We start from the raw sequence: 25,765 nt of genomic DNA on the forward strand, positions 1-25,765 counted from the left end.
CCATGAAGGCCAACAGCGTTCTCGAGACAATCGGCAAGACCCCGCACATCCGCTTGGCGCGGCTGTTCCCCGACCATGAGGTCTGGGTGAAGTCGGAGCGCACCAATCCGGGCGGTTCGATCAAGGACCGCATTGCGCTCGCGATGATCGAGGCGGCCGAGGCCGAGGGCAGCCTGAAGCCGGGCGGCACCATCGTCGAGCCGACCTCGGGCAACACCGGGATCGGGCTTGCCATGGTGGCCGCCGTCAAGGGCTACAAGCTCATCCTCGTCATGCCCGAATCGATGTCGATCGAACGCCGCCGCCTGATGCTTGCCTACGGCGCCAGCTTTGACCTGACCCCACGCGAAAAGGGCATGAAGGGCGCCATCGAGCGCGCCAGCGCCATCGTTGCCGAGACGCCCGGCGCCTGGATGCCCCAGCAGTTCGACAACGCCGCGAACCCCGCGATCCACGCGCGCACGACCGCACAGGAGATCCTGGCCGACTTCGCCGACAGCCCCATTGACGCGCTCATCACGGGCGTGGGCACCGGCGGGCACCTCACCGGCTGTGCCGAGGCGCTGAAGGCAACTTGGCCCGAGATGAAGGCCTATGCGGTGGAACCCGAACTCTCCCCCGTGATCTCGGGCGGCCAGCCCGGCCCGCACCCGATCCAGGGTATCGGGGCAGGCTTCATCCCCTCCAACCTGCACACCAAGGCCATCGATGGCGCCATCAAGATCGACGGCGCCGAGGCCAAGGCCATGGCCCGCGAATGCGCGACCAAGGAAGGCATGCTGGTGGGTATCAGCTCGGGCGCGACGCTCGCCGCGATCAAGCACAAGCTGGCCGATCTGCCCGCCGGAAGCCGCGTGATGGGCTTCAACTACGACACCGGTGAGCGCTACCTGTCGGTCCCGGACTTCCTGCCCGAATGAGCAACCTCAGCCCGCACACGTACCGCCACGCGGGCACAGAGCTGACCGGATGGATTGCCCGTCCGGTCGGCGCTGCGCGCGCGGCCCTGGTGCTGTACCCGACGATCATGAATATCAACCCGGCTATCGAACGCCGCGCAGCGATGTATGCAGAACTGGACTTTCTGGTTTTCGTTGCAGACTTCTACGGTGAGCAGGTCGCCGATTTCGAAGCCTCACGCGGGTTGGCCGAGGCCTTGCGCACGAACGTGAAACATTACCGTGGGCGCATTGCCGCAGCTATCGCCGCGCTACGCGACCTGCCCGAAGCGGAGGATCTGCCCCTATTGGCTGCGGGGTACTGCATGGGCGGACAGGCGGTGCTCGAAGCGGCGCGCGATCGCCAACCCTTGCGCGCCGGTGTGAGTTTCCATGGCCTGCTCTCGACCGACAGTCCGGCCCATCACGACAGCATCGCAACCCGCCTGCTCATCTGCCATGGCGATGCCGATCCGATGGTGCCGCGTGACCAGGTCCTCTCGTTCTGGGAGGAAATGGACCACGGCGGCGCGGACTGGCATTTCCATGCCTACAGCGGCGTGCGCCACGGTTTTACGGATCCCGGAAGCGATGCGCGCGGCAGTGAGGCCATTGGCTACAACGCCAGCGCGGATCGCCAATCCTGGGCGGCGATGCGCAGCTTCTTCGAGGAAGTTCTGGAAATGCCCTCATCTGCATAAGGGCGCTCCAACCTTGTTCGGCTGTGCTCAGTCGGCGAAGTGAACCAGCTCGTCGCCCTCAAGGCGGCGGTAGAAGCAGCGGCGCGCGCCCGTGTGGCAGGCCGGACCTTCGGGCTTGACCACCAGTGTGAGCGCATCCTGATCGCAATCGACCTGAATGTCCTGAACGCGCAGGAAGTGCCCCGAAGTTTCCCCCTTCAGCCAGAGCCTGCCGCGTGAACGGGAATGGAAATGGGCAAGGCCGGTCTCACGCGTCTTGGCGAGCGCTTCCTCGTCCATGTAGGCGACCATCAGGATGTCCTTGGTCTGCGCATCGACCGCAATTGCGATCAAGAGCCCCTGCGCATCGAACTTGGGGAGGAATGCGCTGCCCTTTTCCCGATCGGCGTTGCAACCGTCTGCCATTTTCCAAAAGTTCCTCTAACACGCGGCCGCGGGTTTCGATTGTTGCAGGATAACAACAGCTGCGGCCCAAAATCGTCCCTATTCCCGGAAACCGCTTTCCAATTGCCGCTCAGTAACGGAAAAAGGCCTTGCAGCTGGGGGGCTGCTTCTGACCCATAGGGTGCTGAATGACAAGCGCCACGGTTCAGGGAGAATTCGCGGTAGGTTCCATCAAGATAGGGCCCACCGCCTTGAGGGACGGACCAAGCGACTTAGGGGAAGTTGCTTCGATTCGCAGGGTCCGAACAGTTTCGTCACGAGGACGCCCGGAATGCCAGTCATTCCGGGCGTTTTCGATTCTGTCCCAAAAACTTCCGACCGTTGGCCCGGGGGCGTAGAGCTGCCTGACACGTGCCTAGTGCACCACCTGGATGACATTCATGTGGCACTGAGCGCTTCGTCGAGCACGCGCGCAAAGCAGGCGATGACCACCCGCTTCGCGCCCGCCTTCTTCAGCGCCGACACACAGGCGTCCGTCGTGGCACCGCTCGTCATCACATCGTCGACGACAACCACCTGCGCGCCCTTGAATTTCGCTTTCATTCGCGGATTTACGCAGATTGCGCCGGAGAGCGTACGCTTGCGGGCTACCGCGCCAAGCCCGCCCAGCGAGGGCGTCGACTTCGTGCGCACGAGCCCTTCGGGCAAGAGCCGTGCGCCGCGTGGCCGGGCGAGCCCCTTGGCAAGCTCGGCGGACTGGTTGTAGCCCCTTTGCCACAGGCGCCAGCGGTGCAGTGGCACCGGAACCACAAGCCAATGCTCATCGAGAAAGGGCAGCCGTGCCAACATCAGCTGCGCAAGCAACGGAGCGAGCCCGATGCGGTTGCCATGCTTGAGCGCCAGAACCAGCTTGCGCGAGGCGGCGTTGTAGAGCGTTGCCGAAGCGATCCCGTCGTGCCGTGGAGGGTCTTTCAGACACGGCGCGCAGCAACTCCCTTCCGCGACCTGATGCGCGAAAGGGCGCCCACAGCTTGCGCAGGCTGGTGTTCCCGGGAGCGCCAGTTCGCTCCAGCAATCCGCGCAGAGCCCCGTCTGCGTCGCGATCATGTCCCCACACAAGGGGCATCGCGGCGGAAACACGAGGTCGATGAGTGGAGAGAAGGCCTCGCGGATACGCATGGATGCAGCCTAGGCGCGCGGCCTTGCCGCACAAGCGGTTGCAACCTTTTAACCAACGCGGCAGGGAGCGATCATGGCCAGCACACCTCCCCGCACCCCGCCCCGCATCTTTTCGCGCAGCCGCCGCACGGCCCTGCGTCAGCGCCTGCGGCACCTGCAGCAGCGTCCGAACGCGGCGCGCTACCTCATCGAGGACATGATCGAGGATGTCCACGAGCGCCTCGGCTTCCTGCGCTTCGAGCCCAGGACCGTGCTCATCGTGGGCGACTACACTGGAGAACTGGCCCGCGCGATGCGCGCGGCGGACTGCGAGGTCACCGAGATCGACCCCGCCGACGGCTTCGACGAGGAACAGCCCTACCCCTTCGGCGAATTCGACCTGATCGTGAGCCTGGGCACGCTCGACACCGTCAACGATCTTCCCGGTGCCCTCATCCACATCCGCCGCGCGCTCGCGCAGGGCGGCATGATGATCGCCAGCTTCCTGTCGCTCGGCAGCCTGCAGAACCTGCGCGAAGCCATGCTGGAAGCCGACGGTGAGCGGCCCGCACCGCGCCTCCACCCCATGGTCGACGTGCGCGCGGGTGGTGAACTTCTCCAGCGCACGCTCTTTGCCGATCCCGTGATCGACCAGCGCCCGCTCAAGGTCGCCTTCCGCAGCCTCGACAGCCTGGTGGCGGACCTGCGCGCCCAAGGCGCCTCGAACGTGCTGAGCGATGCAGGTCCGATCCTTGGAAAAGAAGCCCGCAAACGCGCTTCGGCCGCCTTCACCGCGCGGGGCAAAGACGGCCGAACCGTGGAGACTTTCGAGATCCTCACCCTTTCGGGCTGGCGAAAGTAATCGAGAGGCGGCGTCGAGCGTCTCGACGCCGCCCTGTTCGTGATCAGGCCAGCGCAGCCTGGGCTGCGGCCAGACGCGCGATCGGCACGCGGTAGGGCGAGGCACTGACGTAGTCGAGGCCGACCTTTTCGCAGAACGCGATCGAGGCCGGATCGCCGCCGTGCTCGCCGCAGATGCCCAACTTCAGGTCCGGACGGGTCGTGCGGCCACGCTCGGCGCCCAGTTCCACCAGCTGGCCGACACCCTCGACATCAAGGCTCACGAACGGATCGCGCGGGTAGATACCCTTCTCCACATAGGGGCTGAGGAAGCGGCCCGCATCATCGCGGCTGACGCCCAGCGTCGTCTGCGTGAGATCGTTGGTGCCGAACGAGAAGAAGCGTGCTTCCTGCGCGATATCGCCCGCCATCAGGGCCGCGCGCGGCAGCTCGATCATGGTGCCTACGATGTACTCGAGCGTGCGGCCCTTCTCGGCGAACACCGCAGCGGCGGTCTCATCGACGACCTTCTTGAGGATCGCCAGTTCCTTCCGGGTGGCAACCAGCGGGATCATCACTTCAGGCACGGGCGCATCGCCCGAAGCCTCGGCAACGTCGCACGCGGCCTCGAAGATCGCGCGCGCCTGCATCTCGTAGATTTCCGGGAACGTGATGCCCAGACGGCAGCCACGGTGGCCGAGCATCGGGTTCAGCTCGTGCAGTTCGCCTGCACGGCGCTGCAGCGTGTCGACACCGATGCCGATGGCTTCGGACAGCTCGGCGAACTCGGCCTCGCCCTGCGGCAGGAACTCATGCAGCGGCGGATCGAGCAGGCGAATGGTGACCGGAAGGCCCGCCATCACATCGAAGATCGCGTGGAAGTCCGCGCGCTGTTCGGGGAGCAGCTTCTCCAGCGCGCCGCGGCGGCCAGCTTCGTCTTCGGCCAGGATCATCTGGCGCACGGCCGAGATGCGCCCTGCATCGAAGAACATGTGCTCGGTGCGGCACAGGCCCACGCCTTCGGCGCCGAACTGGCGGGCCATCTTGCAGTCGGTCGGCGTCTCGGCGTTCGCGCGCACCTTCATGCGGCGGTGCTTGTCGGCCCACTCCATGAGCGTGCCGAAATCGCCTGCGAGTTCCGGCTCGATGGTGGGCACTTCGCCCGCCATGATCTCGCCCGTCGCGCCGTCCAGCGTGATGACATCGCCTTCCTTGAGCTCGCGATAGCCAATGCGCAGGGTGCGGGTCTTCATGTCGATGGAGACGCCCGAAGCGCCCGAGACGCAGGGGCGACCCATGCCGCGTGCGACGACGGCCGCGTGGCTGGTCATGCCGCCGCGCGCGGTCAGGATGCCCTTGGCCGCGTGCATGCCGTGGATGTCCTCCGGCGAGGTTTCCACGCGCACCAGGATCACCGCCTCGCCCAGTTCGTTGCGCTTTTCGGCCGTATCGGCGTCAAGCACGATCTGGCCCGAGGCCGCGCCCGGCGAGGCAGGCAGGCCCTTGGCGAGAATGTCGCGCGGCGCTTCGGGGTCGAGCGTGGGGTGCAGAAGCTGGTCGAGCGCCATCGGGTCGACGCGCTTGATCGCGGTCGCCTCGTCAATGAGACCCTCGCCCACCATTTCAACCGCCATCTTGAGCGCGGCCTTGGCGGTGCGCTTGCCCGAACGGGTCTGCAGCATCCAAAGCTTGCCCTGCTGCACGGTGAACTCGATGTCCTGCATGTCCGCGTAGTGCTTTTCAAGCAGCTCGAACACCGCGGCGAGTTCGCCATAGGCCTTGGGCATCGCCTCTTCCATCGAAGGCGCGGTGGCGCCCGAGGCTTCGCGGGCGGCCTTGGTCAGGTACTGCGGGGTGCGGATGCCGGCGACGACGTCCTCGCCCTGCGCGTTGACGAGGTATTCGCCGTAGTAGGCCTTGTCGCCCGTTGCCGGGTCGCGGGTAAAGGCAACGCCGGTGGCCGAGGTTTCGCCCATGTTGCCAAAGACCATGGCCTGCACGTTGACGGCCGTACCCCAATCGCCCGGAATGTCGTTAAGGCGGCGGTAGACCTTGGCGCGGTCGGAATCCCAGCTGTCGAAGACGGCGCGGATCGCGCCCCATAGCTGTTCGTGCACGTCCTGCGGGAAGGGCTTGCCCAGTTCTTCCGAGACAATCGCCTTGTACTGTGCGACGATGCCGCGCCAGTCGTCGGCCGACAGCTCGACATCGTTCATGAAGCCATTGTCTTCCTTGACGATTTCGAGCGCTTCCTCAAAGCGGCCATGGTCGAGACCAAGGACGACGTCGGAATACATCTGGATGAAGCGGCGGTAGGAATCCCACGCAAAGCGGTCATCGCCCGAGACCTTCGCCAGCCCCTCGACCGTCTCGTCGTTGAGGCCCAGGTTCAGGACCGTGTCCATCATGCCCGGCATCGAGACGCGCGCACCCGAACGGACCGAGACGAGCAGCGGATCGGCGGCATCGCCAAAGCTCTTGCCCACGGTCTTTTCGATGTGGGTCAGCGCCTCGGCAACGTCGGCGCGCAGCGCGTCCGAAAAGTCACCACCCTCGGCAAGATACTTTACGCACTCCTCAGTCGTGATCGTAAAGCCGGGAGGAACAGGAAGACCAATTCCCGCCATTTCGGCAAGATTGGACCCCTTACCCCCCGTAATCACCTTGTCTTTTGCACGGGGATCGTCATGCTTGACGCCACCGCCGAAGGTGTAGACCTGCCTCGTCATTGTATTGGCTTTCCTAATTACGTCCGGCCCTCCTCCAGGCCGGGCAAAAATACTAGCCTTCGATCCGGGAGAAGTCAGCCACTTTGTGCACTGCAGCGCGGAAACGGTCGAGGAGGCCCAACCGTTCCGTGCGCTTCGCCGGATCGCTGTCGTTCACGGTTACATCGTTGAAAAACGCGTCAATCGGAGCGCGCAGCGAGGCGAGCGCCGCCATCGCGCCCGCAAAGTCCTCAGCCTCCACGCAGGCGACCGCCTTCGGCGCTGCAGCGGCAAGCGCATCCATCAGCGCCTGCTCGGCCGGTTCGGGTGTGTAGGACAGGCGCCCGCGCTGGGCGTAGACCTCGGTCATGTCGGGATCGTCGACGTTTTCCATCGGATCCTCGTCACCCGTGCGCGCGATACGCTCATCGGCGGCAAACCCTTCCTTCTTGAGGATGTTGTTGGCGCGCTTGTAGCCAGCCAGCAGGTTTGCGCCATCGTCCGTTTGGACGAAGGCCTGGAGCGCGTGGACGCGCGCGAGCAGGCGGACCAGATCATCCTCACCGCCGAGCGCAAAGACCGCATCAATCAGATCGTGGCGAACGCCCGCTTCCTTCTGCTGGACCTTGAGGCGGTCGGCGAAGAAGTCGAGGAGGTCATGCGTACCGACACTCAAACGCAAACCGTTTTCCGTCAGGATGCGAATTACGCCAAGCGCCGCACGGCGCAACGCGAAGGGGTCCTTCGAACCGGTTGGCTTTTCGTCAATCGAGAAGAAACTGCGCAGAGTATCGAGCTTGTCCGCGAGCGCGACGGCGACCGAAACCGGCGCTGTCGGCACATCATCGCTAGCACCCACGGGCTTGTAATGATCGCGAATGGCGTCAGCAACAGCATCAGGCAGACCTTCGGCTCGGGCGTAATACCCACCCATAAGCCCTTGAAGTTCGGGAAATTCGCCCACCATTTCGGTGACGAGATCAGCCTTGCAAAGACGGGCAGCCTTTTTGGCAAGTGCAGGGTCTGCACCCGGTACAATTCCCTCATTCGCGAGATCGAAAGCAATTCTAGCAACACGCTCGACCTTGTCGGCGACGGTGCCCAGCTTCTCATGGAAGGTGATGCGGCCCAGCTTTTCGGCCTGCTTCGACAGCGGCGTCTTGCGGTCCTGCTCCCAGAAGAAGCGCGCGTCGGAGAGGCGCGCGGCGAGCACCTTGCGGTTGCCCGCAACGATGCCCTCGCCGCCGTCGACAGCCGCGATGTTCGCGGTGCACACGAAGGCGTCGGCCAGTTTGCCGTCCTTCTCGCACACGAAGTACTTCTGGTTGACACGCGCGGTGAGCTGGATGGTTTCGGGCGGGACTTCGAGGAAGTCCTCATCGAAGCGTCCGAGCAGCGGCACGGGCCATTCGGTCAGACCCGCGTTCTCGATCACGAGACCCTCGTCCTCGACCAGCGTGAGGCCCGCGGCGCTTGCAGCCTCGGCGGCCTTGGTGCGGATGAGGTCCTGACGCTCGGCGTGGTCGACCAGCACATAGGCCGCGCGCAGCGTCTCGACGTAGGTGTCCGCACCCGAGAGCTTGATTTCGCCCGGCGCGTGGAAACGGTGGCCCTTGGTAACGCGGCCCGAAGTGATGCCCTCAACCGCGCATTCGACCAGTTCATCGCCCAGGATCGCGACGATCCCCGAAAGCGGGCGCACCCAGCGAAGGCTCTCCGGGCTCAGCGAGGCGGCGCCCCAGCGCTGCGACTTGGGCCAGGGGAAGGCGCGGATGATCGCGGGGATCGCGTCTGCCAGCACGTCCTTGACCGCGCGGCCCGGCTTCTCGACGACGGCAAAGTAGGTGTCCTTGCCCTTGATGTCGCGCACTTCCAGCTGGTCCTTGGACAAGCCGGTCTTGCGCAGGAAGCCTTCCAGCGCCTGTTCGGGCGCGCTGGTGGCAGGCCCCTTGGTTTCTTCGCGCACGGCCTCGGTCTGAACCGGCAGGTCCTTCGCGATCAGCGCCAGACGGCGCGGCGTCGAGTAGACGGTGATACCGCCCACCGAGACGCCCGCGTCCTTCATTTCCTTGCGGAAGAGCTTTTCCAGGTCCGCGCGGGCTCCGGCCTGCATGCGGGCGGGAATTTCCTCGGAGCGCAGTTCAAGCAGAAAATCGGTCATCTTACGCACTCCACCCCGGGAAATCCTTTTCCCAGCGCTCTGCATTCACTTCGATGTGCGAGGCGCAGGCCCCCTTGGCGAGATCGCGCACGCGGCCGATGTAGCTGGCGCGCTCCTGCACCGAGATCACGCCGCGCGCCTGCAGCAGGTTGAACAGGTGGCTCGCCTCGATCGCCTGGTCGTAGGCGGCGAGCGGGATCTTCGCCTCGATGCAGCGCTGGCTTTCCGCCTCGGCGGCCTTGAAGCCAGCGAACAGCGCGTCGGTGTCGGCGATCTCGAAGTTGTACTTCGACTGCTGCTTCTCGTTCTGGAGGAAGACGTCGCCGTAGGTAACGCCTTCGTTGTTGAACTTGAGGTCATAGACCCAGTCGACGCCCTGGATGTACATCGCAAGGCGTTCCAGGCCATAGGTCAGCTCGCCCGTCACCGGCTTGCAGTCGAACCCGCCGACCTGCTGGAAGTAGGTGAACTGCGTGACTTCCATACCATCGCACCAGACTTCCCAGCCCAGACCCCAGGCACCCAGCGTCGGGCTTTCCCAGTCGTCTTCCACAAAGCGGATGTCGTGCGCGAGCGGGTCGATCCCGATCTCGGCCAGGCTTGCGAGGTAGAGTTCCTGGAGGTTCTCCGGGTTCGGCTTCAGGACCACCTGGTACTGGTAGTAGTGCTGGAGACGGTTCGGGTTCTCACCATAGCGGCCATCGGTCGGACGGCGCGAGGGCTGCACGTAGGCGGCCTTCCAGGGCTCAGGGCCCAGCGAGCGCAGCGTCGTTGCCGGGTGGAACGTACCCGCGCCCACGCGCATGTCGTAAGGCTGAAGGATCAGGCAGCCCTGCTTGCTCCAGTAATTGTGGAGCGTGAGGATCATGTCCTGAAAGCTGAGCGGCTCTTTCGCAGGCGTCGGCATGGGTAATCCGTCTTGTTCTTTTCGTGTCGAATGTGACGGCCCGCCTTTGGCGGATGGAGCCCGGCAAATCAACTGCGCTGCGCCCATTTCCCACCCAAGTGCGGGATTTGGGGAACAACCTGCCGCAGTATCCTCACTACATCCTCCGCCGCGCCGACACGATCGGACGGCCCTGCCCCTAGAAGGCGATGGCTCCAGATGCGGCCCTCTTTCGCACGATTATCCGATTTTCACCCTACCCGCGCGCGCTGCGGCTCCCTATTCAGGATGCAACATGCGTACACGCCTCCTTTCGCTCACCGCGAGCCTTGCCCTTTGCACCCTCGCCCTGCCCTGCTCGGCCCGCGCCGAAAAGCCAGCTTCCCTGCCCGTCGAGACGGAGGCGCGCCCGGTGCGTCCAGCGCTCTGGAAGGTCGCGGACGAGGACACGACCATCTGGCTGTTCGGCACGATCCATGTCCTGCCCGAAGCGGTGGACTGGAACAGCGGCGCGGTGGCGCAGGCCCTTACCGCGTCCGATACGCTCGTCACCGAAGTCCCCATGGACGCGCAGGCAAAGACGCAGGCCATAATGATGCGCCTCAGCCAGCGCGAGGACGGGAAGAGCCTGCGCGACACGCTCTCACCCGAGCACCGCGCGAGCTACGAAGCGGCCCTTCGCAAGCTTGGCCTTCCGCTTGGCGCGTTCGACCGCACCGATAGCTGGTTTGCCGCCCTGATGCTTTCGCTGCTCCCGCTCCAGGCCGCAGGGTACGATCTTGCGCACGGCGTCGACACGCAGGTTTCCGAACTCGCCAAGGCCCGCGGCATGGATCACCAGGCGCTCGAAACGCCGGAATATCAGCTTGGTCAGTTCGAAAACCTCCCGCCCGAGACCCAGGAAACCTACCTTGCCGAGGTCATCGAGGGCCTGCCCACGATGGAAGCCGACATTACCGAGATGGTCGGCGCCTGGAAGGCGGGAGAGGCGCAGAAGCTCGCCCAGATCCTGAACGAACAGGAAAGCGACCCGGCGATCCGCGAGGCCTTGCTTACCACACGCAACCGCAACTGGACTGCCTGGCTGGAAGAGCGTCTCGAAACGCCGGGCGAAGTCTTCCTCGCGGTCGGCGCTGGACACCTGGCAGGCAAGGACAGCGTGCAGGAACTGCTCGCGCGTGAAGGCATCACCGCCGAGCGCATTCAATAAGGGGCCTGCAGATGCGCATGCTTCGCGGACTTCTTGCCTCCTGGCTGCTGGGGCTGGCGCTTGCCGCCTGCGGCCCCGCCCCCCTCCCCGCGACCCCGGCCTTGTGGGCCGTACGCGATGACGCGGGCCATGAGGGCTGGCTATTTGGCACGATCCACAGCGCGCCTGCCCCGCTCGAATGGCGCTCAGACACGATCGACGGAGCGCTCACCAAGGCCGGTGCGATCATGGTCGAAGTCGGCAACCTGCAGGACGATGCGGCCGTTGCAGCGACCTTCGCGCGCCTTGCCCGGGGAGAAAACGAGCCTCCCCTGAGCACCCGGGCCTCCCCTGATGACCGGGCGGCACTGAAGGCGCTCATGGACAAGGCCGGCTATGCTGACGGGCAGTTTCGCGAGGTCGAGACCTGGGCGGCGGCGCTGACGCTGGCGCGCAGCTCCAAAGACGGCAGCGATGCTGCAAATGGCGTCGACCGCGCGGTCCTGAAGGCTGCAGGCGCACGGCCCGTCCTCGAACTGGAAGGGGCCGAGACGCAGCTCGGGATCTTCGATGCCCTTCCCGAACGCGAGCAGCGCGACCTGCTGGGCGCCGTAGCCCATGAAGCCACATCCCAGGATGGCACCGACCTTCTCAAAGGGTGGCGGGCAGGCGACATCATGGCGCTCGAAGCCGAGACGCGCCGCGGGCTGCTGGCCGATCCGGAACTGCGCGAGGCGCTCTTTACCGAGCGCAATGCGGCATGGACCGGCAAGATCGCCAAGGCCGTCCGCAAAGGCCAACGCCCGTTCGTCGCCGTGGGCGCGGCGCACATGGTCGGTCCGGACGGGCTGATTGCCCTGCTCGAGCACGCGGGGCTCACCGTCGAGCGCCTGCAATAGCGCTTGCCTTTACCCGCCTTTGCGCATAAGGGCCCTGCCTTCTGTCATGGTCATCCCTGGAGGCGTGGCAGAAGGAGCGGGGCCGATGGTCGGTCCCGAACCGATCATTTATCCAGTTTTCGAAAGGCACGTACCATGAGCGATACGCTTACCCTGCCGGCCGAGACGCGCGAACGGGCAGGCAAGGGAGCCTCCCGCGCCCTGCGTCGCGAAGGCCGTACTCCCGCCGTGATCTATGGCAACAACGAAGAACCGATTGCCATCCACGTCGAGGAAAAGGAGCTGATCCGTCAGCTCGGCACCGGTCACTTCTTCAACTCGATCGTCGAGGTCGAGATCAATGGCAAGAAGGTGCGTACGCTCCCCAAGGACGTTGCGCTTCACCCCGTCACGGACTTCCCGCTTCACGCTGACTTCCTGCGCCTCTCGAAGAACGCAACCGTGCACGTCAACGTGCCCGTCGCGTTCGCCAACGAAGAGCTGTCGCCGGGCCTGAAGCGTGGCGGCGTGCTCAACATCGTTCGTCACGAGCTTGAGCTGGTCTGCCCCGCGGACAAGATCCCCGACGAGATCTCGATCGACGTCACCGGCTTCGACGTCGGCGAATCGATCCACGCCAGCCACGTGACGCTGCCCGCCGGCGTCGAGCAGGCGATCACGGACCGCGACTTCACCATCGCGACGATCGCGGCGCCCTCGGCTCTCAAGAGCGAAGAAGGCGACACGACCAAGGCTGAAGGCGAAGGCGAAACCGCCGAGTAATCGCCTCGCGACAAGTTCAGGCCCTTTCCGCCCCGGCCACCGGTGCGCGGAAAGGGCCTTTTCTTTTGGGCGCTTGCACGCCACTAAGCGCGCGCTCAGGACAGACCGAAAGGACAGGCAATGGCCACGCAACTGTGGGTGGGACTTGGAAACCCGGGACCGCAATACGCCATGCAGCGGCACAACGTGGGTTTCATGGCTCTCGACACGATTGCCGACATGCACCGCTTCGGCCCTGTCCAGAAGAAGTTCCAGGGCTGGCTCCAGGAAGGTCGGCTCGGCAGCGACAAGATCCTGCTGCTCAAGCCTGCCACATTCATGAACGAGAGCGGCCGCTCGGTGGGTGAGGCCATGCGCTTCTACAAGCTGGAGCCCGACGCCCTCACCGTCTTTCATGACGAGCTCGACCTCGCCCCGTTCAAGGTCAAGGTGAAGCAGGGCGGCGGCCATGCCGGGCACAATGGCCTGCGCTCCATCGGCCAGCATCTGGGCCCCGACTACCGCCGCGTGCGCCTGGGCATCGGACATCCCGGCCACAAGGACCGTGTCACCGGCTATGTGCTGGGCAACTACGCCAAGGCGGAGATTGATCCGCTCGCCGACATGCTCGGGGCGATTGCCGCCGAGGCCAACTGGCTCGCCGAAGGTAACGATCCGCGCTTCATGAGCGAGATCGCCTTGCGTCAGCAGGGCTAGCACCTGTCGAGTTAGTTTACAGTTGGGTAATTCGGTTAGTTATATTAACCACTAACTATGGCTGAAAACTGCGATTGGCACAGCCATTGCGAAGATGGACCTACATCTCAAGTTTACAGGGGTTACGTCAGGATGCTTCGCAAGACTTTCAATACTCTCGCTATTTCCACTGCACTTTCGGTCGCCTTTGCCACCCCTGCGCACGCCACCTTCTTCTGGTGGCCGACGTCCTCGGGCGGCACGCACTCGCACTACTGCGATTGCGGCCACTCGGGCGGCTCGACCATGTGCGGTGGCAGCACCTCGACGACCTCCGGCGGCACCACCACCACCTCGGGTGGGACCACAACCACTTCGGGCGGCACCACGACGACGACCTCCGGTGGCACGACCACCACGTCGGGTGGCACGTCCGGTGGCTCGTCGGGCGGCACCGATGTTCCCGAACCTGGCATGCTGGGCATGATGGGCCTGGGTCTCATCGGCCTGGCCTATGCGCGCCGCCGCAAGCGTCGGGTCGCCTGAGCCAGCGCACCAACGACCTGCCGCGCGTCCACGCCCATCACGGGCGCGCACGCAGGAACATCGGGTAAGCGCGCCGCAATTCCCGTTGGTGGATGCACGCAGCCCTGAAAGGCCGTCGAAGGTTCAGCCTTCGGCGGCCTTTGCCTTTGCGAGCGAACGCGCGATAGCCGCATTGCCGGGATCGGCTTTCGCAGCCGTGCGCAGCAATTGCCGCGCCTTTTCCATTTCGATGCCGCTTTCCAGGCGCACGAGTCCGGCGACATATATGCAATCGGGGTTGTCGGGAGCCTGCGCCATCGCCCGGTCGGCATAGCCAACCGCGCTGTCGACCTCGCCCAGGTGCATGTGGGCCAGGGCAAGGCGTCGCAGCACCTCGGCATCTCCTGCACCTGTCAGCATGGGCTGGTAGATCGCCACCGCCTTCGCCCACTCCTGCCGCGCCATGGCCCGTGCGCCGTCCTCGATCCGCGCCTGCGCGGCCTCCAGACGCGCTGGCTCAAGGCGAGCGGCCAGCGCGGCCGCTTCGGGCGCCCCCACCGCTTCGGCCGCCTGACGTGCGGCGTTGATGGCTTGCGGCCCAGCCAGCGGGCTCATCGCAAGGGGGCGCAAGGTCTCCCAGGCGTCACCTGGATTGTCGGTCTCGATCTGCGCAATTCCCAGCATGAGCCGGGAATAGGGATTGCCCGGAAGTGCCAGCGAAGCTCTCTGGAATATGACACGCGCCTGTTCGGCATGGCCGAGACGCAGCAGCGCCTCCCCATAGCTCATGCTGAGCGGCGAGCCTGGCTCAAGCTGCGCTTCGCGCGCCTGCAAGGTGGTCCGGATCGTCTCCCACTCACCCTTCTCGGAGAGAAGCTGGATCCGCATGGCCTCGATCTCGGACGTCGCGCCCAGGTCCTTGCGCGCGGTCTCGATCACCTTCATGGCCGCCTCGACATCCCCCTTGATGTCGTACTGGTTGGCCAGCGCCACACGCGGTGCCGCCCGATCGGGATAGGCTTCCACCACCTTGCGGAACGCGGCGATGGCGGCCTCGGTCTGGCCTCGCGCAGCCGCGAGATCCCCGGCCAGCACGCGCGTTTCGTATGCCCCCGCATCGCGCGCGACCATCCGGCGATAGATCGCCTCGGCCGCGTCGAACTGCCCTTCCTGCAAACGGAACCGCGCGTAGGCCTCGGCAAGGCGGATACCGCCACCCTGCTCCATTCCTGCCTCGAACGCGGCAATGGCAGCCTCACGCCGGTCGAGCGCCAGATTGGCCTCGGCGCGCACGCGGGCGGCATCTTCGCCATCGGCGTCGGCCAGACGCTTGAGCGCCTCCGCAGGCCGTCCACGCAGCAACGCGATCTCGGCCCTCAGGACCGAGCGGTTCGTCCCTGTTCCTCCGGCTTGCTCCAGGCGACGAAGCGCCCCTTCCGCACCATCGGGATCACCCAGCCCCAGGTAAGCGCGCGCGAGCACTTCGAGCATGGCCGCGTTACCCGGATCCTCCTGCAAGGCCGAGGCGACTTCGACACGCGCCTGATCGAAGTCCTCCCGCGCCAGACTATCCTGGGCCTTTCCAAGGAGGGTCTCGGGGCTGTCGCCACAAGCGGTGAGCAACGAAAGGGCCACGAAGGGCAGCGCGAAGCGGGAAAGAGATCGGCTCATGGCATGCTGCCTAGCGACAAGCCCTGAACTTTCCGTTATGCGCACCGGCTTGACCGTCGTGTGCATTTCCTGAACCGAAATGCACTGCAAAAACTGGCCAAGACGGCGCTGCGGCGCTATGGGCAGCCAAATTTTCATACCGGAGTAGATAATGGGTTTCCGTTGCGGAATCGTGGGCCTGCCCAATGTCGGCAAGTCAACCTTGTTCAATGCGCTCACCGAGACGCAGGCTGCCCAGGCTGCCAACTATCCCTTCTGCACGATCGAGCCCAACGTCGGGCAGGTCGGCGTGCCCGATCCGCGCCTCGACAAGCTGGCGGAGATTGCAGGCTCGGCCAAGATCATCCCGACCCAGCTTTCGTTCGTGGACATCGCCGGGCTCGTGCGCGGCGCGTCGAAGGGCGAAGGCCTGGGCAACCAGTTCCTGGGCAACATTCGCGAAGTCGACGCGATCATCCACGTCCTGCGCTGCTTCGAGAACGACGACATCCAGCACGTCGACAACAAGGTCGACCCGATTGCCGATGCCGATACGGTCGAGACCGAGCTCCTGCTCTCCGACCTTGAAAGCCTCGAAAAGCGCGTCCCCGCCGCCCAGAAGCGCGGTGCGAGCGGCGACAAGGAAGCCAGGATCGCCGCCTCGGTTCTGGGCCAGGCGCTCGATCTCCTGCGCGAAGGCAAGCCCGCCCGCCTGACCGAGCCCAAGGATGAGGAAGAAGAACGCGTCTTCCGCCAGGCCCAGCTCCTGACCGCAAAGCCCGTCCTCTACGTCTGCAATGTCGAGGAAGAGGCCGCGGCCGAGGGCAACGAATTCTCCCAGCGCGTCTTCGAGAAGGCCGCTGCCGAAGGCGCGACCGCGGTCATCGTCTCGGCCGCCATCGAGGCCGAACTGGTCGGCATGGACAAGGAAGACCGCGGCGTCTTCCTTGAGGAAATGGGCCTTGCCGAAGCCGGCCTGGCGCGCATCATCCGCGCAGGCTACGAGCTTCTCGAACTCCTGACCTTCTTCACGGTCGGCCCCAAGGAAGCACGCGCCTGGACCGTCCACAAGGGCGCCAAGGCCCCTGAGGCCGCAGGCGAGATTCACTCCGACATGCAGCGTGGCTTCATCCGCGCCGAGACCATCGCCTTTGATGATTTCGTGGCGCTCGGCGGCGAAGCGGCCGCCAAGGAACAGGGCAAGCTGCGTCAGGAAGGCAAGGAGTACGTGGTGCACGACGGCGACGTCATGCACTTCAAGTTCAACGTCTGATCCAGACCCCACTTACGCTTGCATCCCGCTCCCTCCGACATGAGGGGGGCGGGACAGGCTCGGCACTAAACGCAGGCCCATGCGTTGCCCTTGCAACCCCTTAACGAGTTGCAAGGAACCGCCCTCCATGATCGACCGATCCGAAAAGATCGTCTGGCTTGCCCGCCTGGGCTTCGTGGCGCGCGGCGTCGTCTATGCGCTGCTGGGCTATCTGGCCCTGTCGAGCTCCTCGAGCCAGACGGTAAGCTCCGGCCAGTCCGGTGTCCTTGGTTATATCCAGCATATCCCGGGCGGCGTCCCGATCCTCTTTGCCGCCTCAGCCGGACTTCTGGGCTATGCCCTGTTCCGGTTCTCCTCGGCCTTTCTCGACATCGAAAATCGCGGAACTGACGCCAAGGGCATCGCCACGCGCACCGGGCACCTGTGCAGCGGCGTGCTCCACCTCGGCCTTGCCTGGTCCGCACTCCAGTTCGCCATTGGCAGCAAGCAGAGTGCAGGTGATCGTACCCACGACATGGTTTCGACCGCGCTTGGTTTCGAGCTCGGCCCCCTCGCCCTTGCCATCGCTGGTGTCGCGCTGGTGACCGGCGCCCTCTTCCAGGCGCGCGAGGCAATCACGCTCGGCTTCATGAAGTGGGTTTCCCCCCGCGCTCCGACCTGGAGCTGCTGGCTCGGCCGTGCCGGTTATGCCGCCCGCGCGGTGGTATACCTTCTCATCGGATGGTCGCTGCTGCGCTCGGCCTGGTCGGAAAACAGCTCCGAGGCGCGTTCGGTCGGCGGGGCCATCCTCGACCTGCGCGAGATGGGCGCGGTCCACACCGCAGTGGCTGCAGGTCTCCTGCTGTTTGGGCTCTTCAGCCTCATCATCGCGCGCTACCGCATCATTCCCGATCCGGGCCGCAAGTTCCATGCGGCTCGGCAGGCGCTGAGTTGATCCTTTATGCCCCACCCCAACCAGAACGCCGTCCTTTACCGCATGGTGATGGACAAGCACATCTGCCCCTTCGGCCTCAAGGCCAAGCATCTGCTGGAGCGTAAAGGCTATCAGGTCGAGGACCACTGGCTGCAGACCCGCGAGCAGACGGATGCCTTTCAGGAAAAGCACGATGTGAAGACCACCCCGCAGATCTTCATCGCGGGACAGCGCATCGGCGGCTATACCGACCTGCGCGAATTCCTGAAGCTGGACGTGCCCAACACGGACCGGAAAAGCTACACTCCTGTCATCGCCGTATTTCTGACGGCGGCGGCTCTCGCGATTGCGAGCAGCTGGGCGGTCCTTGGCACCGCGATGACCGTGCTGACAGCCGAGTGGTTCGTCTCAATCGCGATGATGCTGCTCGCCATGCTCAAGCTGCAGGATGTCGAGCAGTTCTCGACGATGTTCCTGGGCTACGATCTTCTGGCCCGGCGCTATGTGCCCTACGCCTATGCCTATCCGTTCCTGGAATGGACGGCCGGGGCGCTGATGACCGCGCATGTCCTGCCCATCCTGTCGATTCCCGTGGCGCTCGGCATCGGAAGCGTCGGCGCGGCCTCTGTCTTCTATGCGGTCTACATCCAGAAGCGCGAGCTCAAGTGCGCCTGCGTCGGTGGTTCGGCGAACGTGCAGCTGGGCTTCGTTTCGCTCACCGAGAACCTGCTCATGGTCGGCATGGCGCTTTGGATGCTGATAAAGACCACCACCCTGTAACGCGACGCTAGTCGGTGTCCGGCGGCGTGCAGTCCATCATGCCGTCGGCCATGAAGGCGACCCGTTCCTGCGCATCGTGAAGCATGATGCGCGCGGGCCAGTTGACGGCATCCCCGCCCGTCTCATCGTCGGGCAAGCGGATGATATCCAGCCAGTTTTCAAGACCCGTGTAGGTCGAATGCGCCCCTCCGGGCAGCTCCGCGCTGGTCGTGCGCGCGGCATAGCGGTCAAGGTCGGGCGGCACGATCATGAAACCCTCGTCCGGCCCTGCGACGAAGATCGGGTTCTCATCGCCCTTGGCCGTGAAGCGGCAGCCGCGATGCGACAGGCCGTAACGCTCCATGTCCACATCGGCGATGGGCTGCGGGATGATCGGCTCGAACGGAGCCTTGCTCATGCGCTTGACCATGGCAACGTCCTTTGCCGCATCGGCCTTCTTTTCGGCCACGGTATCCTCGGAACCACAGGCGGCCAGTGCCGCAACCAGCGCCAGCCCCATCCATCTTGCGTGCATCACTTTCGCCCGAACAGTTTCTCGATATCTGCGTGAGCCAGCTTAACCCACGTAGGGCGCCCATGGTTGCATTGCCCCGAGCGTGGCGTGTGCTCCATTTCACGCAGCAGCGCGTTCATCTCGGCCACCGAAAGCGTGCGACCGGCCCGGACCGACCCATGGCAGGCCATCGTTGCCAGCACGAGATCGAGCCGCTCGCCCAGAAGAAGGGCATCGCCATTCTTGGCCAAGTCGTCCGCCACGTCGCGCACCAGCGCCTCGGCGCTCGACTTGCGCAACACAGACGGGATCGCACGCACCAGCATCGCACCGGGCCCGAAGCGTTCGAGCACCAGGCCGAAGCGCGCGAGATCCTCCAGTTTCTCCTCTAGAGCATCGCACGCGACTTCCTCCAGTTCGACGACCTCGGGAAGGAGCAGCGCCTGGCTGCGGTTCATCGCCTCTTCCGCGCCCGCCGCCTTCAGGCGTTCGAGAACAAGACGCTCGTGCGCGGCGTGCTGGTCGACGATGACAAGACCGTCTTCGGCTTCGGCCACGATGTAGGTGTTCGAAATCTGACCGCGCGCCACACCCAGGGGGTAGCGCAGCGCCTCTTCCTCGGCGGCATCGGGCTCTTCCGATAGAGCTTCCGCCCGGCCCGAGGGCTGCGCCATGACGTCGGCCTCGTAGGCGCGCCAGGCGGCAGCACCTTCGGCCACGCGCCCTGCCCCCCCGCCACTCGGGTAGGAGGTGCGCTGAGGGGCATACTCGCGGGCAAACAGCGAGCCGATCGAGGGCGCGGGCTCGCCGCTGCGGGCTGGCGCTGCAGGCTCGACCTGCCAGTTGCCCATGGCGTTCGCCGAGGGCGGCTGCGCGCTCTTCTGGCCCGCAGCTTCCAACGCATGGCGCAGCGCGCCCACCAGAAAGCCCCGGATGAAAGCCGGGTCACGAAAGCGCACTTCGGTCTTGGCGGGATGGACGTTCACGTCAACTTCCTCGGGCGGGATCGAGAGGAAAAGAGCCAGTACCGCATGCCGGTCACGCGCCAGCATGTCGGCATAAGCCCCGCGCACGGCGCCTGTCAGGAGGCGATCCTTGACCGGACGGCCATTGACGAAAAGGTATTGGTGATCGGCGACACCGCGGTTGTAGGTCGGCAGCCCTGCAACGCCCGTCAGGTGCGCGTTGCCCCGCTCGGAATCGATGAGGACGCCGTCCTCGGCGAGCTCGCGCGCCACGAGGCGGGCGACCCGCGAGGCCAGCTCTTCGTCGGGCTGGACCGCGATGACCCGGCGCCCGTCGTGTTCGAGGACGAAACCGATGTCGGGCCGCGCCATGGCGAGACGCCGCACCACGTCCTGGCAGGCGGCGTATTCGGAGCGCGGCGTGCGCAGGAACTTGCGGCGCGCCGGCACCTTGCCGAACAGGTCCTCGACCCGAATTCGGGTTCCGGGCGGCAGCGCGGCCGGGCCATCCTCGGTCACCACGCCATGGTCGGTGACCCGCTTCCAGCCTTCATCCGCCCCGCGTGGGCGGCTCTCGATGGTGAGGCGCGCGACCGAGCCGATGGACGGCAGCGCCTCGCCGCGAAAGCCCAGTGTCGAGACCATCTCAATGTGTTCGTCGGGGAGCTTGGAGGTCGCGTGGCGCTCCAGCGCCAGCGCCATCTCGTCCGGGCGCATGCCGCAGCCGTCGTCGGTGACCTCGATCAGGTCGAGCCCGCCCGAGGCGATGCGCACGGTGACTTGCGTGGCGCCTGCGTCCACGGCGTTCTCGACCAGCTCCTTGAGCGCCGAGGCCGGGCGCTCGACAACCTCACCGGCGGCGATGCGGTTGACGAGATGTTCGGGCAAACGGCGAATCGTGGGCATGGAATTCCTGAATTTCCGGAGAATTTACGGTGACTGCACGCGCATAATCAGAGCACTTACGCACAAGGGCACCCCTAGGCCTTGAAACTAACGACGAAGCGCCGGGATTTCGAGACGGATCCCGGAGGAAACCCACCGAAAATCGACACAAATTTTTGGCCTTTCGCGAATCGATGGTTTAAGGGAGCCTCTCTCTTGCAAAACAGACTTTCGCGGGCACGCTTCGCGCAACGCCCCGCGACTGGAAATCATACGGATAATAGATGGCTGGCCCCTTCTCGCGATTCTTCAAACTCGGCTCTCAGGACATGGCGATCGACCTGGGTACCGCGAACACGCTCGTTTACGTGCAGGACCGCGGCATCGTTCTGAACGAGCCCTCGGTCGTCGCGATCGAGACCATGAACGGCGTGAAGAAGGTCAAGGCGGTCGGCGACGACGCCAAGCTGATGATGGGCAAGACGCCCGACAACATCGAGGCCATCCGCCCGCTTCGTGACGGTGTCATCGCCGACATCGAAATCGCCGAAGAGATGATCAAGCACTTCATCCGCAAGGTGCACGGCAAGTCCAATCTCTTCCGCTACCCCAAGATCGTGATCTGCGTACCTTCGGGCTCGACCTCGGTTGAGCGCCGCGCCATTCGCGATGCCGCCAGCAACGCCGGCGCGCGCGAAGTCTTCCTGATCCTGGAGCCGATGGCCGCGGCAATCGGCGCCGACATGCCCGTGACCGAACCTGTCGGTTCGATGGTCGTCGACATCGGCGGCGGCACCACCGAGGTCGCCGTGCTCTCGCTGCGCGGCCTTGCCTACACCACCTCGGTGCGCGTGGGCGGCGATAAGATGGACGAGGCGATCGTCTCCTACGTGCGCCGTCACCACAACCTCCTGATCGGCGATGCCACGGCAGAGCGCATCAAGAAGGACTACGGCATTGCCGTCATGCCCGAAGATGGCGCGGGTGAGACGATCCACATCAAGGGCCGCGACCTCGTCAACGGCGTGCCCAAGGAAATCTCGATCACGCAGGCCAATGTCGCCGAAGCGCTGGCCGAACCCATCGGGGCGATCATCGAAGGCGTGCGCATCGCGCTGGAAAACACCGCGCCCGAACTCGCCGCCGACATCGTCGACCAGGGCATCGTCCTGACCGGCGGCGGCGCGCTCATTCGCGGCCTTGACGACTACCTGCGCGAGGAAACCGGCCTTCCCGTCAGCGTTGCCGAGGACCCGCTGTCCTGCGTCGCGCTCGGCACCGGCCGCGCGATGGAGGATTCCGTGTACCAGGGCGTGCTGATGTCCGCCTGATCCACCGCCGGGGCGAAGGGCGCACAGCGCGCCCCTCGCCCGTTGATTGATGCAATACCCGGAGCCCCTCCCCTTGGGAGAGGCCCGGCTCGACTTGGAGTGCAGGGCGCATGGCGCCGCCGGCAAGCAAGCGCTCCGGATATTCCCGCAGAGCGCAATTTTCTTCGTTTCTCAGCCATACTGCGGGCGTGGTGGGCGTGGTCATCGGGCTTGTCCTGATCGTGATCTCGGCCGTCAATCCCAGCAGTTTCCAGAGCTTGCGCGCGATTGCCGCCGACGCGACCGACCCGGCCGCCGAAGCGACCGCCAAGGGACGCAGCTTCGGCGACAACGTGCTGAACAGCGTTACCGGCTTCTTCAAGATGGGAAGCCGCCACGCGAAGCTCGAGAAGGAGCTCGCGATCGCGAAGTCGCGCCTGGTCGAGGCCGAGGCCATCGAGGCCGAGAACGCGCGCCTCAAGGACATGCTCAAGCTCACCCGCACGCGCAAGGACGTGGTAGCGGTCGCCACCCTCACCGCCTCGACCCCGTCGAGCACGCGCCGCTTTGCAACGCTGGGCGTCGGGCGCAACAAGGGCCTGGAAAAGGGCATGCCGGTCCGCTCCGCGCGCGGGCTCATTGGCCGCGTCCTCGAAGTGGGCCAGACCAGCGCACGCGTCCTTCTCATCACCGACACCGAAAGCCTGGTTCCGATCCGCCGCACCAAGGACGGCGTCGCCGGCTTCGCCCAGGGCCAGGGCGACGGCACCTTGCGCGTGCGCCTCGTGAATCTGGGTATCAACCCGCTCAAAAAGGGCGATGTCATCGTTTCCTCCGGCGCTGGCGGGCTCTACCGCCCCGGCACGCCGATGGCGGTCCTCACCGAGATCTTGCGCGATGGCGCCATTGCCCGCGTAATCAGCAACCCGACCGATGCCGACTACGTGCTCGTCGAAAGGGCCTGGGCCCCCGAGGCACCGCCGGTCGAAGCCCCTGCGGAGAAGCCCTAGTGCTCGAAGGCCCCACGACGCGCCGCGACGATGGGCCGCGTCCGCGGATCAACCGGGCCCCCTCCCCGATCCTGGCCCAGGTCGTGCCCTGGCTGTCGGTGGTGCTGGCGACGATCGTGCCGACCTGGTTCGTGATTGCCTCCGCGCCGATGTTTCCCCCGTTCGGGTTCCTGACCTTCCTTGCGTGGCGGCAGCTGCGCCCAGGGCTCCTGCCACTGTGGGCCGGCCTGCCGCTCGGCCTCGTCGACGATCTGTTTTCGGGCCAACCCTTCGGTTCCGCCGTCCTTCTGTGGTCGCTCGCGGCCATGGCCATCGACAACCTGGAAGAGCGCTTCCCCTGGCGCAATTTCGCCACCGAATGGCTGGTAGCCACCAGTCTCATCATCCTCTACATTCTGGGCAGCTATCTCCTGTCCAATCTGGTCGCCGCCAATGCCCCCATTCATGTCGTGGTGCCTCAACTCGTGATCTCGATCTTCGCCTACCCCCTCATCGGACGCCTGGTTGCCGTTCTTGACCGCCTGCGCCTCACCGCGGTGCGTATCTCCCGATGAAGTTCCGCTTCCGTCGCGCCAAGCCCAAGCCCCACATTTCCAACGGCATCCTGCGCAACAGTTTCGACCGGCGCACCATCGTGCTCGGCTCGGTCCAGGGCGGGGTCGCCTGCCTTCTCGCCGCGCGCCTTGGCTATCTCGCCGTGTTCGAGAACGAGAAATATCAGCTCGAAGCCGAGAGCAACCGCGTCAACCTCTCGCTGATCGCGCCGCGCCGGGGCTGGATCCTCGATCGCCACGGCACCCCGCTCGCCTCCAACCGCGCCGATTTTCGCGTCGACGTGATCCCTGAGCGTATGCACGACAAGGCCGAGACCGTCGCGATGCTGGGTGATCTCCTCGACCTCACCCCCGTCGCGCGGCAGGACCTGCAGGACAAGCTCGAGGACGCCCGCGGCTTCGCGCCCGTGCAGGTCGCAAGCGGCCTCGACCTCGACCGTTTCTCGGCCGTCAGCGTGCGCCTGCCCGAACTGCCCGGCGTGGTTACCCAGCGTGGTTACTCGCGCTATTACCCCGACGGGGTGAACGTCGGCCACCTTATCGGTTATGTCGGCGCCGCGTCGGCCGAGGAGTATGAGAAGGACCGTGACCCGCTGCTCCTGACGCCGGGCTACAAGGTCGGCAAGGACGGCCTGGAGAAGGTCTTCGAGAAGGAACTGCGCGGCAAGCCGGGTGCGCGCCGCACCGAAGTCACCGCGCGCGGGCGCATCATCCGCGACCTCGAGACCCGCGACGACATTCCTGGCGATACCGTCAAGCTCACCATCGATGCGGGCCTGCAGTCCTATGCCGCGCGCCGCATCGGCACCGAGTCCGGCTCGGTTGTCGTGATGGACTGCCACAACGGCGACATCCTGACGATGGCCTCGATGCCCAGCTTTGACCCCAACAGCTTCTCCGACGGCATCGGCCGCCTGGAATGGAAGATGCTGTCGGATGATGACCACGTGCCCTTGCGCAACAAGGTCCTTCGCGGGCTCTACCCGCCGGGCTCCACCGTCAAGCCGATGGTCAGCCTCGCCTTCCGCGAAGCAGGCCTCGACCCCAACGAGACCGTCTATTGCGGCGGTGGTCTGCGCGTGGGCAACCGCGTGTTCCACTGCTGGAACCGACGCGGCCACGGCCAGGTCGACATGGCCAAGGGCATCTACCAGAGCTGCGACGTCTATTTCTACGCGATGGTCCAGCGCATGGGCATGGACGTCGTGGCTGCGATGGCGCGCAAGCTGGGCCTGGGCCAGGAATTCGACCTGCCCGTCGTCGGCCAGTCCTACGGGACGGTGCCGGACCCGGCCTGGAAGCTGCGCAAGTACGAGCGCGAGTGGCAGACCTTCGATTCGGTGAACGCCACCATCGGCCAGGGCTACTTCCTCGTGAACCCGCTGCAGCAGGCGGTCATGGCCTCGCGCATCGCGAGCGGCCTCAACCTGCAGCCGCGTCTGATCCACACAGGCAAGCCCCAACACGCCGAATCGCTGGGTATCCCGCAGGACCACCTCGACTACATCCACAAGGCGATGTCGGACGTGGTCAACGGACCGGGTACCGCGCACCGCGCCGCGCTGCCCATGAAGGACGTGCTGCTGGCGGGCAAGACGGGTACGGCCCAGGTCGTCAGCCTCAGTGTCTCGAACGGCAAGACGGGTCCCTTCAAGTACCGCGACCACGGCCACTTCATCTGCTTCGCGCCCTGGGACAAGCCCCGCTACGCCTGCGCCGTTGCCATCGAGCACGGCGGCGGCTCGGGCGCGGCCTACCCCATCGCGCGCGACGTGATGACCTACCTGTGGGACAAGGAGGCCGCGATGGAGCGGCTGACCGAATATGAGAGCCAGTGGGGCGGCACCGCACAGGAGCGCGCCGATTCGCGCTACGCCTCCTATGTCCAGCAGTACGGCGTGTCGGCTCCCAAGGTCTCGACCGAACAGGAAGCCGAGGCCGTGCGCGACGCTGAAAGCACGCAGAGCCAGCCACAGCCCATCATGAGCGAAGCCCAAAGCCCCCGCCCCGAGCCGGTTGCATCGCCAAGCGCGAACGCATCACCGAATACGTCGGACGCGGCGTCCGCCGACGCCACCAGCACCGGACCGTCCACGCAATGAGCCT

The 25,765-nt window shown here is 65.3% G+C and carries 23 protein-coding genes; 15 read left to right on the forward strand and 8 right to left on the reverse strand.

All coding sequences use genetic code 11. From position 1 onward, the window contains the following. The first annotated feature begins 2 nt into the window (after positions 1-2). Together cysK and LC060_RS11000 are read left to right on the forward strand one after the other, a co-directional pair. Positions 3-920 carry a cysteine synthase A gene (cysK, locus tag LC060_RS10995; protein WP_226635531.1) on the forward strand — a complete coding sequence of 306 codons (918 nt, stop codon included), beginning with the start codon at positions 3-5 and terminating at the stop codon, positions 918-920. Further along, entirely contained in the window at positions 917-1,639 is a 723-nt protein-coding gene (locus tag LC060_RS11000) for a dienelactone hydrolase family protein (RefSeq protein WP_226635532.1), read from the forward strand. The genes cysK and LC060_RS11000 overlap by 4 nt, the downstream gene beginning before the upstream one ends. 27 nt (positions 1,640-1,666) lie before the next feature. On the opposite strand, the gene hisI is transcribed toward LC060_RS11000, so the two are convergent. Together hisI and LC060_RS11010 are read right to left on the reverse strand one after the other, a co-directional pair. After that, positions 1,667-2,044, reverse strand: a complete 378-nt coding sequence (gene hisI / locus LC060_RS11005) for a phosphoribosyl-AMP cyclohydrolase (protein WP_226635534.1) — start codon at positions 2,042-2,044, stop codon at positions 1,667-1,669. A 417-nt stretch (positions 2,045-2,461) separates the two neighbouring features. Next, complete coding sequence (locus LC060_RS11010; protein WP_226635536.1) at positions 2,462-3,202, reverse strand: ComF family protein; 741 nt, start codon at positions 3,200-3,202, stop codon at positions 2,462-2,464. Positions 3,203-3,275: 73 nt separating this feature from the next. Between LC060_RS11010 and LC060_RS11015 the strand changes: the two genes are divergently transcribed. Next, a complete protein-coding gene (locus LC060_RS11015; protein ID WP_226635537.1) occupies positions 3,276-4,043 on the forward strand; it encodes a class I SAM-dependent methyltransferase in 768 nt (255 codons plus the stop codon). Between the two features lie 43 nt (positions 4,044-4,086). On the opposite strand, the gene ppdK is transcribed toward LC060_RS11015, so the two are convergent. Genes ppdK through LC060_RS11030 form a run of 3 tightly spaced genes read right to left on the reverse strand, consistent with a single transcriptional unit; the run spans position 4,087 to position 9,797 of the window. Next, positions 4,087-6,750, reverse strand: a complete 2,664-nt coding sequence (gene ppdK, locus LC060_RS11020; RefSeq protein ID WP_226635539.1) for a pyruvate, phosphate dikinase — start codon at positions 6,748-6,750, stop codon at positions 4,087-4,089. Positions 6,751-6,802: 52 nt separating this feature from the next. Continuing rightward, positions 6,803-8,890: a glycine--tRNA ligase subunit beta gene (gene glyS, locus LC060_RS11025; RefSeq protein WP_226635541.1), complete on the reverse strand. Its 2,088-nt coding sequence runs from the start codon at positions 8,888-8,890 to the stop codon at positions 6,803-6,805. A gap of 1 nt (position 8,891) precedes the next feature. Beyond that, positions 8,892-9,797: a glycine--tRNA ligase subunit alpha gene (locus LC060_RS11030; RefSeq protein WP_039393797.1), complete on the reverse strand. Its 906-nt coding sequence runs from the start codon at positions 9,795-9,797 to the stop codon at positions 8,892-8,894. Positions 9,798-10,071: 274 nt separating this feature from the next. On the opposite strand from LC060_RS11030, the gene LC060_RS11035 reads away from it, so the two are divergent. From LC060_RS11035 to LC060_RS11055, 5 genes are all read left to right on the forward strand, one after another. After that, on the forward strand, positions 10,072-10,986 hold the full coding sequence (locus LC060_RS11035) for a TraB/GumN family protein (RefSeq protein ID WP_226635543.1): 915 nt from the start codon (positions 10,072-10,074) through the stop codon (positions 10,984-10,986). An 11-nt stretch (positions 10,987-10,997) separates the two neighbouring features. Further along, a complete protein-coding gene (locus LC060_RS11040; protein WP_226635545.1) occupies positions 10,998-11,864 on the forward strand; it encodes a TraB/GumN family protein in 867 nt (288 codons plus the stop codon). Between the two features lie 135 nt (positions 11,865-11,999). Next, the gene (locus LC060_RS11045; RefSeq protein WP_226635547.1) at positions 12,000-12,626 is read left to right on the forward strand and encodes a 50S ribosomal protein L25/general stress protein Ctc; all 627 of its coding nucleotides are present in this window, start codon (positions 12,000-12,002) and stop codon (positions 12,624-12,626) included. 120 nt (positions 12,627-12,746) lie between these two features. Continuing rightward, positions 12,747-13,322 (forward strand): aminoacyl-tRNA hydrolase, encoded by a 576-nt coding sequence (pth, locus tag LC060_RS11050; protein ID WP_226635549.1) that lies wholly within the window; start codon positions 12,747-12,749, stop codon positions 13,320-13,322. Between the two features lie 132 nt (positions 13,323-13,454). Further along, positions 13,455-13,847 (forward strand): PEP-CTERM sorting domain-containing protein, encoded by a 393-nt coding sequence (locus tag LC060_RS11055; protein WP_039393808.1) that lies wholly within the window; start codon positions 13,455-13,457, stop codon positions 13,845-13,847. Positions 13,848-13,970: 123 nt separating this feature from the next. On the opposite strand, the gene LC060_RS11060 is transcribed toward LC060_RS11055, so the two are convergent. Further along, positions 13,971-15,497, reverse strand: a complete 1,527-nt coding sequence (locus tag LC060_RS11060; RefSeq protein WP_226635551.1) for a tetratricopeptide repeat protein — start codon at positions 15,495-15,497, stop codon at positions 13,971-13,973. Between the two features lie 151 nt (positions 15,498-15,648). Here LC060_RS11060 and ychF point away from each other — a divergent pair, with 151 nt between their 5' ends. From ychF to LC060_RS11075, 3 genes are all read left to right on the forward strand, one after another. Next, positions 15,649-16,749: a redox-regulated ATPase YchF gene (gene ychF, locus LC060_RS11065; protein ID WP_226635557.1), complete on the forward strand. Its 1,101-nt coding sequence runs from the start codon at positions 15,649-15,651 to the stop codon at positions 16,747-16,749. A gap of 127 nt (positions 16,750-16,876) precedes the next feature. Beyond that, complete coding sequence (locus tag LC060_RS11070; protein WP_226635559.1) at positions 16,877-17,683, forward strand: DUF1206 domain-containing protein; 807 nt, start codon at positions 16,877-16,879, stop codon at positions 17,681-17,683. Positions 17,684-17,689: 6 nt separating this feature from the next. After that, on the forward strand, positions 17,690-18,442 hold the full coding sequence (locus LC060_RS11075) for a glutaredoxin (protein WP_226635561.1): 753 nt from the start codon (positions 17,690-17,692) through the stop codon (positions 18,440-18,442). A gap of 7 nt (positions 18,443-18,449) precedes the next feature. On the opposite strand, the gene LC060_RS11080 is transcribed toward LC060_RS11075, so the two are convergent. Beyond that, the gene (locus LC060_RS11080) at positions 18,450-18,956 is read right to left on the reverse strand and encodes a hypothetical protein (protein WP_226635563.1); all 507 of its coding nucleotides are present in this window, start codon (positions 18,954-18,956) and stop codon (positions 18,450-18,452) included. Then, positions 18,956-20,806 (reverse strand): DNA mismatch repair endonuclease MutL, encoded by a 1,851-nt coding sequence (gene mutL, locus LC060_RS11085; RefSeq protein WP_226635565.1) that lies wholly within the window; start codon positions 20,804-20,806, stop codon positions 18,956-18,958. The genes LC060_RS11080 and mutL overlap by 1 nt, the downstream gene beginning before the upstream one ends. Positions 20,807-21,069: 263 nt before the next feature. Here mutL and LC060_RS11090 point away from each other — a divergent pair, with 263 nt between their 5' ends. The 4 genes from LC060_RS11090 to mrdA all read left to right on the forward strand — a co-directional run bounded on the left by LC060_RS11090 (position 21,070) and on the right by mrdA (position 25,761). Continuing rightward, positions 21,070-22,116, forward strand: a complete 1,047-nt coding sequence (locus LC060_RS11090; RefSeq protein ID WP_039393837.1) for a rod shape-determining protein — start codon at positions 21,070-21,072, stop codon at positions 22,114-22,116. 197 nt (positions 22,117-22,313) lie between these two features. Further along, positions 22,314-23,105 (forward strand): rod shape-determining protein MreC, encoded by a 792-nt coding sequence (mreC, locus tag LC060_RS11095; RefSeq protein ID WP_226635567.1) that lies wholly within the window; start codon positions 22,314-22,316, stop codon positions 23,103-23,105. Beyond that, entirely contained in the window at positions 23,105-23,659 is a 555-nt protein-coding gene (gene mreD / locus LC060_RS11100; RefSeq protein WP_226635569.1) for a rod shape-determining protein MreD, read from the forward strand. The genes mreC and mreD overlap by 1 nt, the downstream gene beginning before the upstream one ends. Then, positions 23,656-25,761 (forward strand): penicillin-binding protein 2, encoded by a 2,106-nt coding sequence (gene mrdA / locus LC060_RS11105; protein ID WP_226635571.1) that lies wholly within the window; start codon positions 23,656-23,658, stop codon positions 25,759-25,761. Before mreD ends, mrdA begins: the two co-directional genes overlap by 4 nt. Positions 25,762-25,765 lie beyond the last annotated feature (4 nt).

Origin of the sequence: Novosphingobium profundi, from assembly GCF_020524485.1 — a bacterium.
Taxonomy (GTDB): Bacteria; Pseudomonadota; Alphaproteobacteria; order Sphingomonadales; family Sphingomonadaceae; genus Novosphingobium; species Novosphingobium profundi_A.

Excerpts from the sequence above, each read along its gene's own strand:
- LC060_RS11045 (WP_226635547.1), top strand. The coding sequence starts at position 12,000 with ATGAGCGATACGCTTACCCTGCCGGCCGAGACGCGCGAACGGGCAGGC.
- LC060_RS11080 (WP_226635563.1), bottom strand. The coding sequence starts at position 18,956 with ATGCACGCAAGATGGATGGGGCTGGCGCTGGTTGCGGCACTGGCCGCC.
- LC060_RS11055 (WP_039393808.1), top strand. The coding sequence starts at position 13,455 with ATGCTTCGCAAGACTTTCAATACTCTCGCTATTTCCACTGCACTTTCG.
- LC060_RS11010 (WP_226635536.1), bottom strand. The coding sequence starts at position 3,202 with ATGCGTATCCGCGAGGCCTTCTCTCCACTCATCGACCTCGTGTTTCCG.
- pth (WP_226635549.1), top strand. The coding sequence starts at position 12,747 with ATGGCCACGCAACTGTGGGTGGGACTTGGAAACCCGGGACCGCAATAC.
- LC060_RS11090 (WP_039393837.1), top strand. The coding sequence starts at position 21,070 with ATGGCTGGCCCCTTCTCGCGATTCTTCAAACTCGGCTCTCAGGACATG.
- LC060_RS11040 (WP_226635545.1), top strand. The coding sequence starts at position 10,998 with ATGCGCATGCTTCGCGGACTTCTTGCCTCCTGGCTGCTGGGGCTGGCG.
- glyS (WP_226635541.1), bottom strand. The coding sequence starts at position 8,890 with ATGACCGATTTTCTGCTTGAACTGCGCTCCGAGGAAATTCCCGCCCGC.
- LC060_RS11015 (WP_226635537.1), top strand. The coding sequence starts at position 3,276 with ATGGCCAGCACACCTCCCCGCACCCCGCCCCGCATCTTTTCGCGCAGC.
- LC060_RS11070 (WP_226635559.1), top strand. The coding sequence starts at position 16,877 with ATGATCGACCGATCCGAAAAGATCGTCTGGCTTGCCCGCCTGGGCTTC.
- hisI (WP_226635534.1), bottom strand. The coding sequence starts at position 2,044 with ATGGCAGACGGTTGCAACGCCGATCGGGAAAAGGGCAGCGCATTCCTC.
- LC060_RS11075 (WP_226635561.1), top strand. The coding sequence starts at position 17,690 with ATGCCCCACCCCAACCAGAACGCCGTCCTTTACCGCATGGTGATGGAC.
- cysK (WP_226635531.1), top strand. The coding sequence starts at position 3 with ATGAAGGCCAACAGCGTTCTCGAGACAATCGGCAAGACCCCGCACATC.
- LC060_RS11030 (WP_039393797.1), bottom strand. The coding sequence starts at position 9,797 with ATGCCGACGCCTGCGAAAGAGCCGCTCAGCTTTCAGGACATGATCCTC.
- mrdA (WP_226635571.1), top strand. The coding sequence starts at position 23,656 with ATGAAGTTCCGCTTCCGTCGCGCCAAGCCCAAGCCCCACATTTCCAAC.
- ppdK (WP_226635539.1), bottom strand. The coding sequence starts at position 6,750 with ATGACGAGGCAGGTCTACACCTTCGGCGGTGGCGTCAAGCATGACGAT.
- LC060_RS11000 (WP_226635532.1), top strand. The coding sequence starts at position 917 with ATGAGCAACCTCAGCCCGCACACGTACCGCCACGCGGGCACAGAGCTG.
- LC060_RS11060 (WP_226635551.1), bottom strand. The coding sequence starts at position 15,497 with ATGAGCCGATCTCTTTCCCGCTTCGCGCTGCCCTTCGTGGCCCTTTCG.
- ychF (WP_226635557.1), top strand. The coding sequence starts at position 15,649 with ATGGGTTTCCGTTGCGGAATCGTGGGCCTGCCCAATGTCGGCAAGTCA.
- LC060_RS11035 (WP_226635543.1), top strand. The coding sequence starts at position 10,072 with ATGCGTACACGCCTCCTTTCGCTCACCGCGAGCCTTGCCCTTTGCACC.
- mutL (WP_226635565.1), bottom strand. The coding sequence starts at position 20,806 with ATGCCCACGATTCGCCGTTTGCCCGAACATCTCGTCAACCGCATCGCC.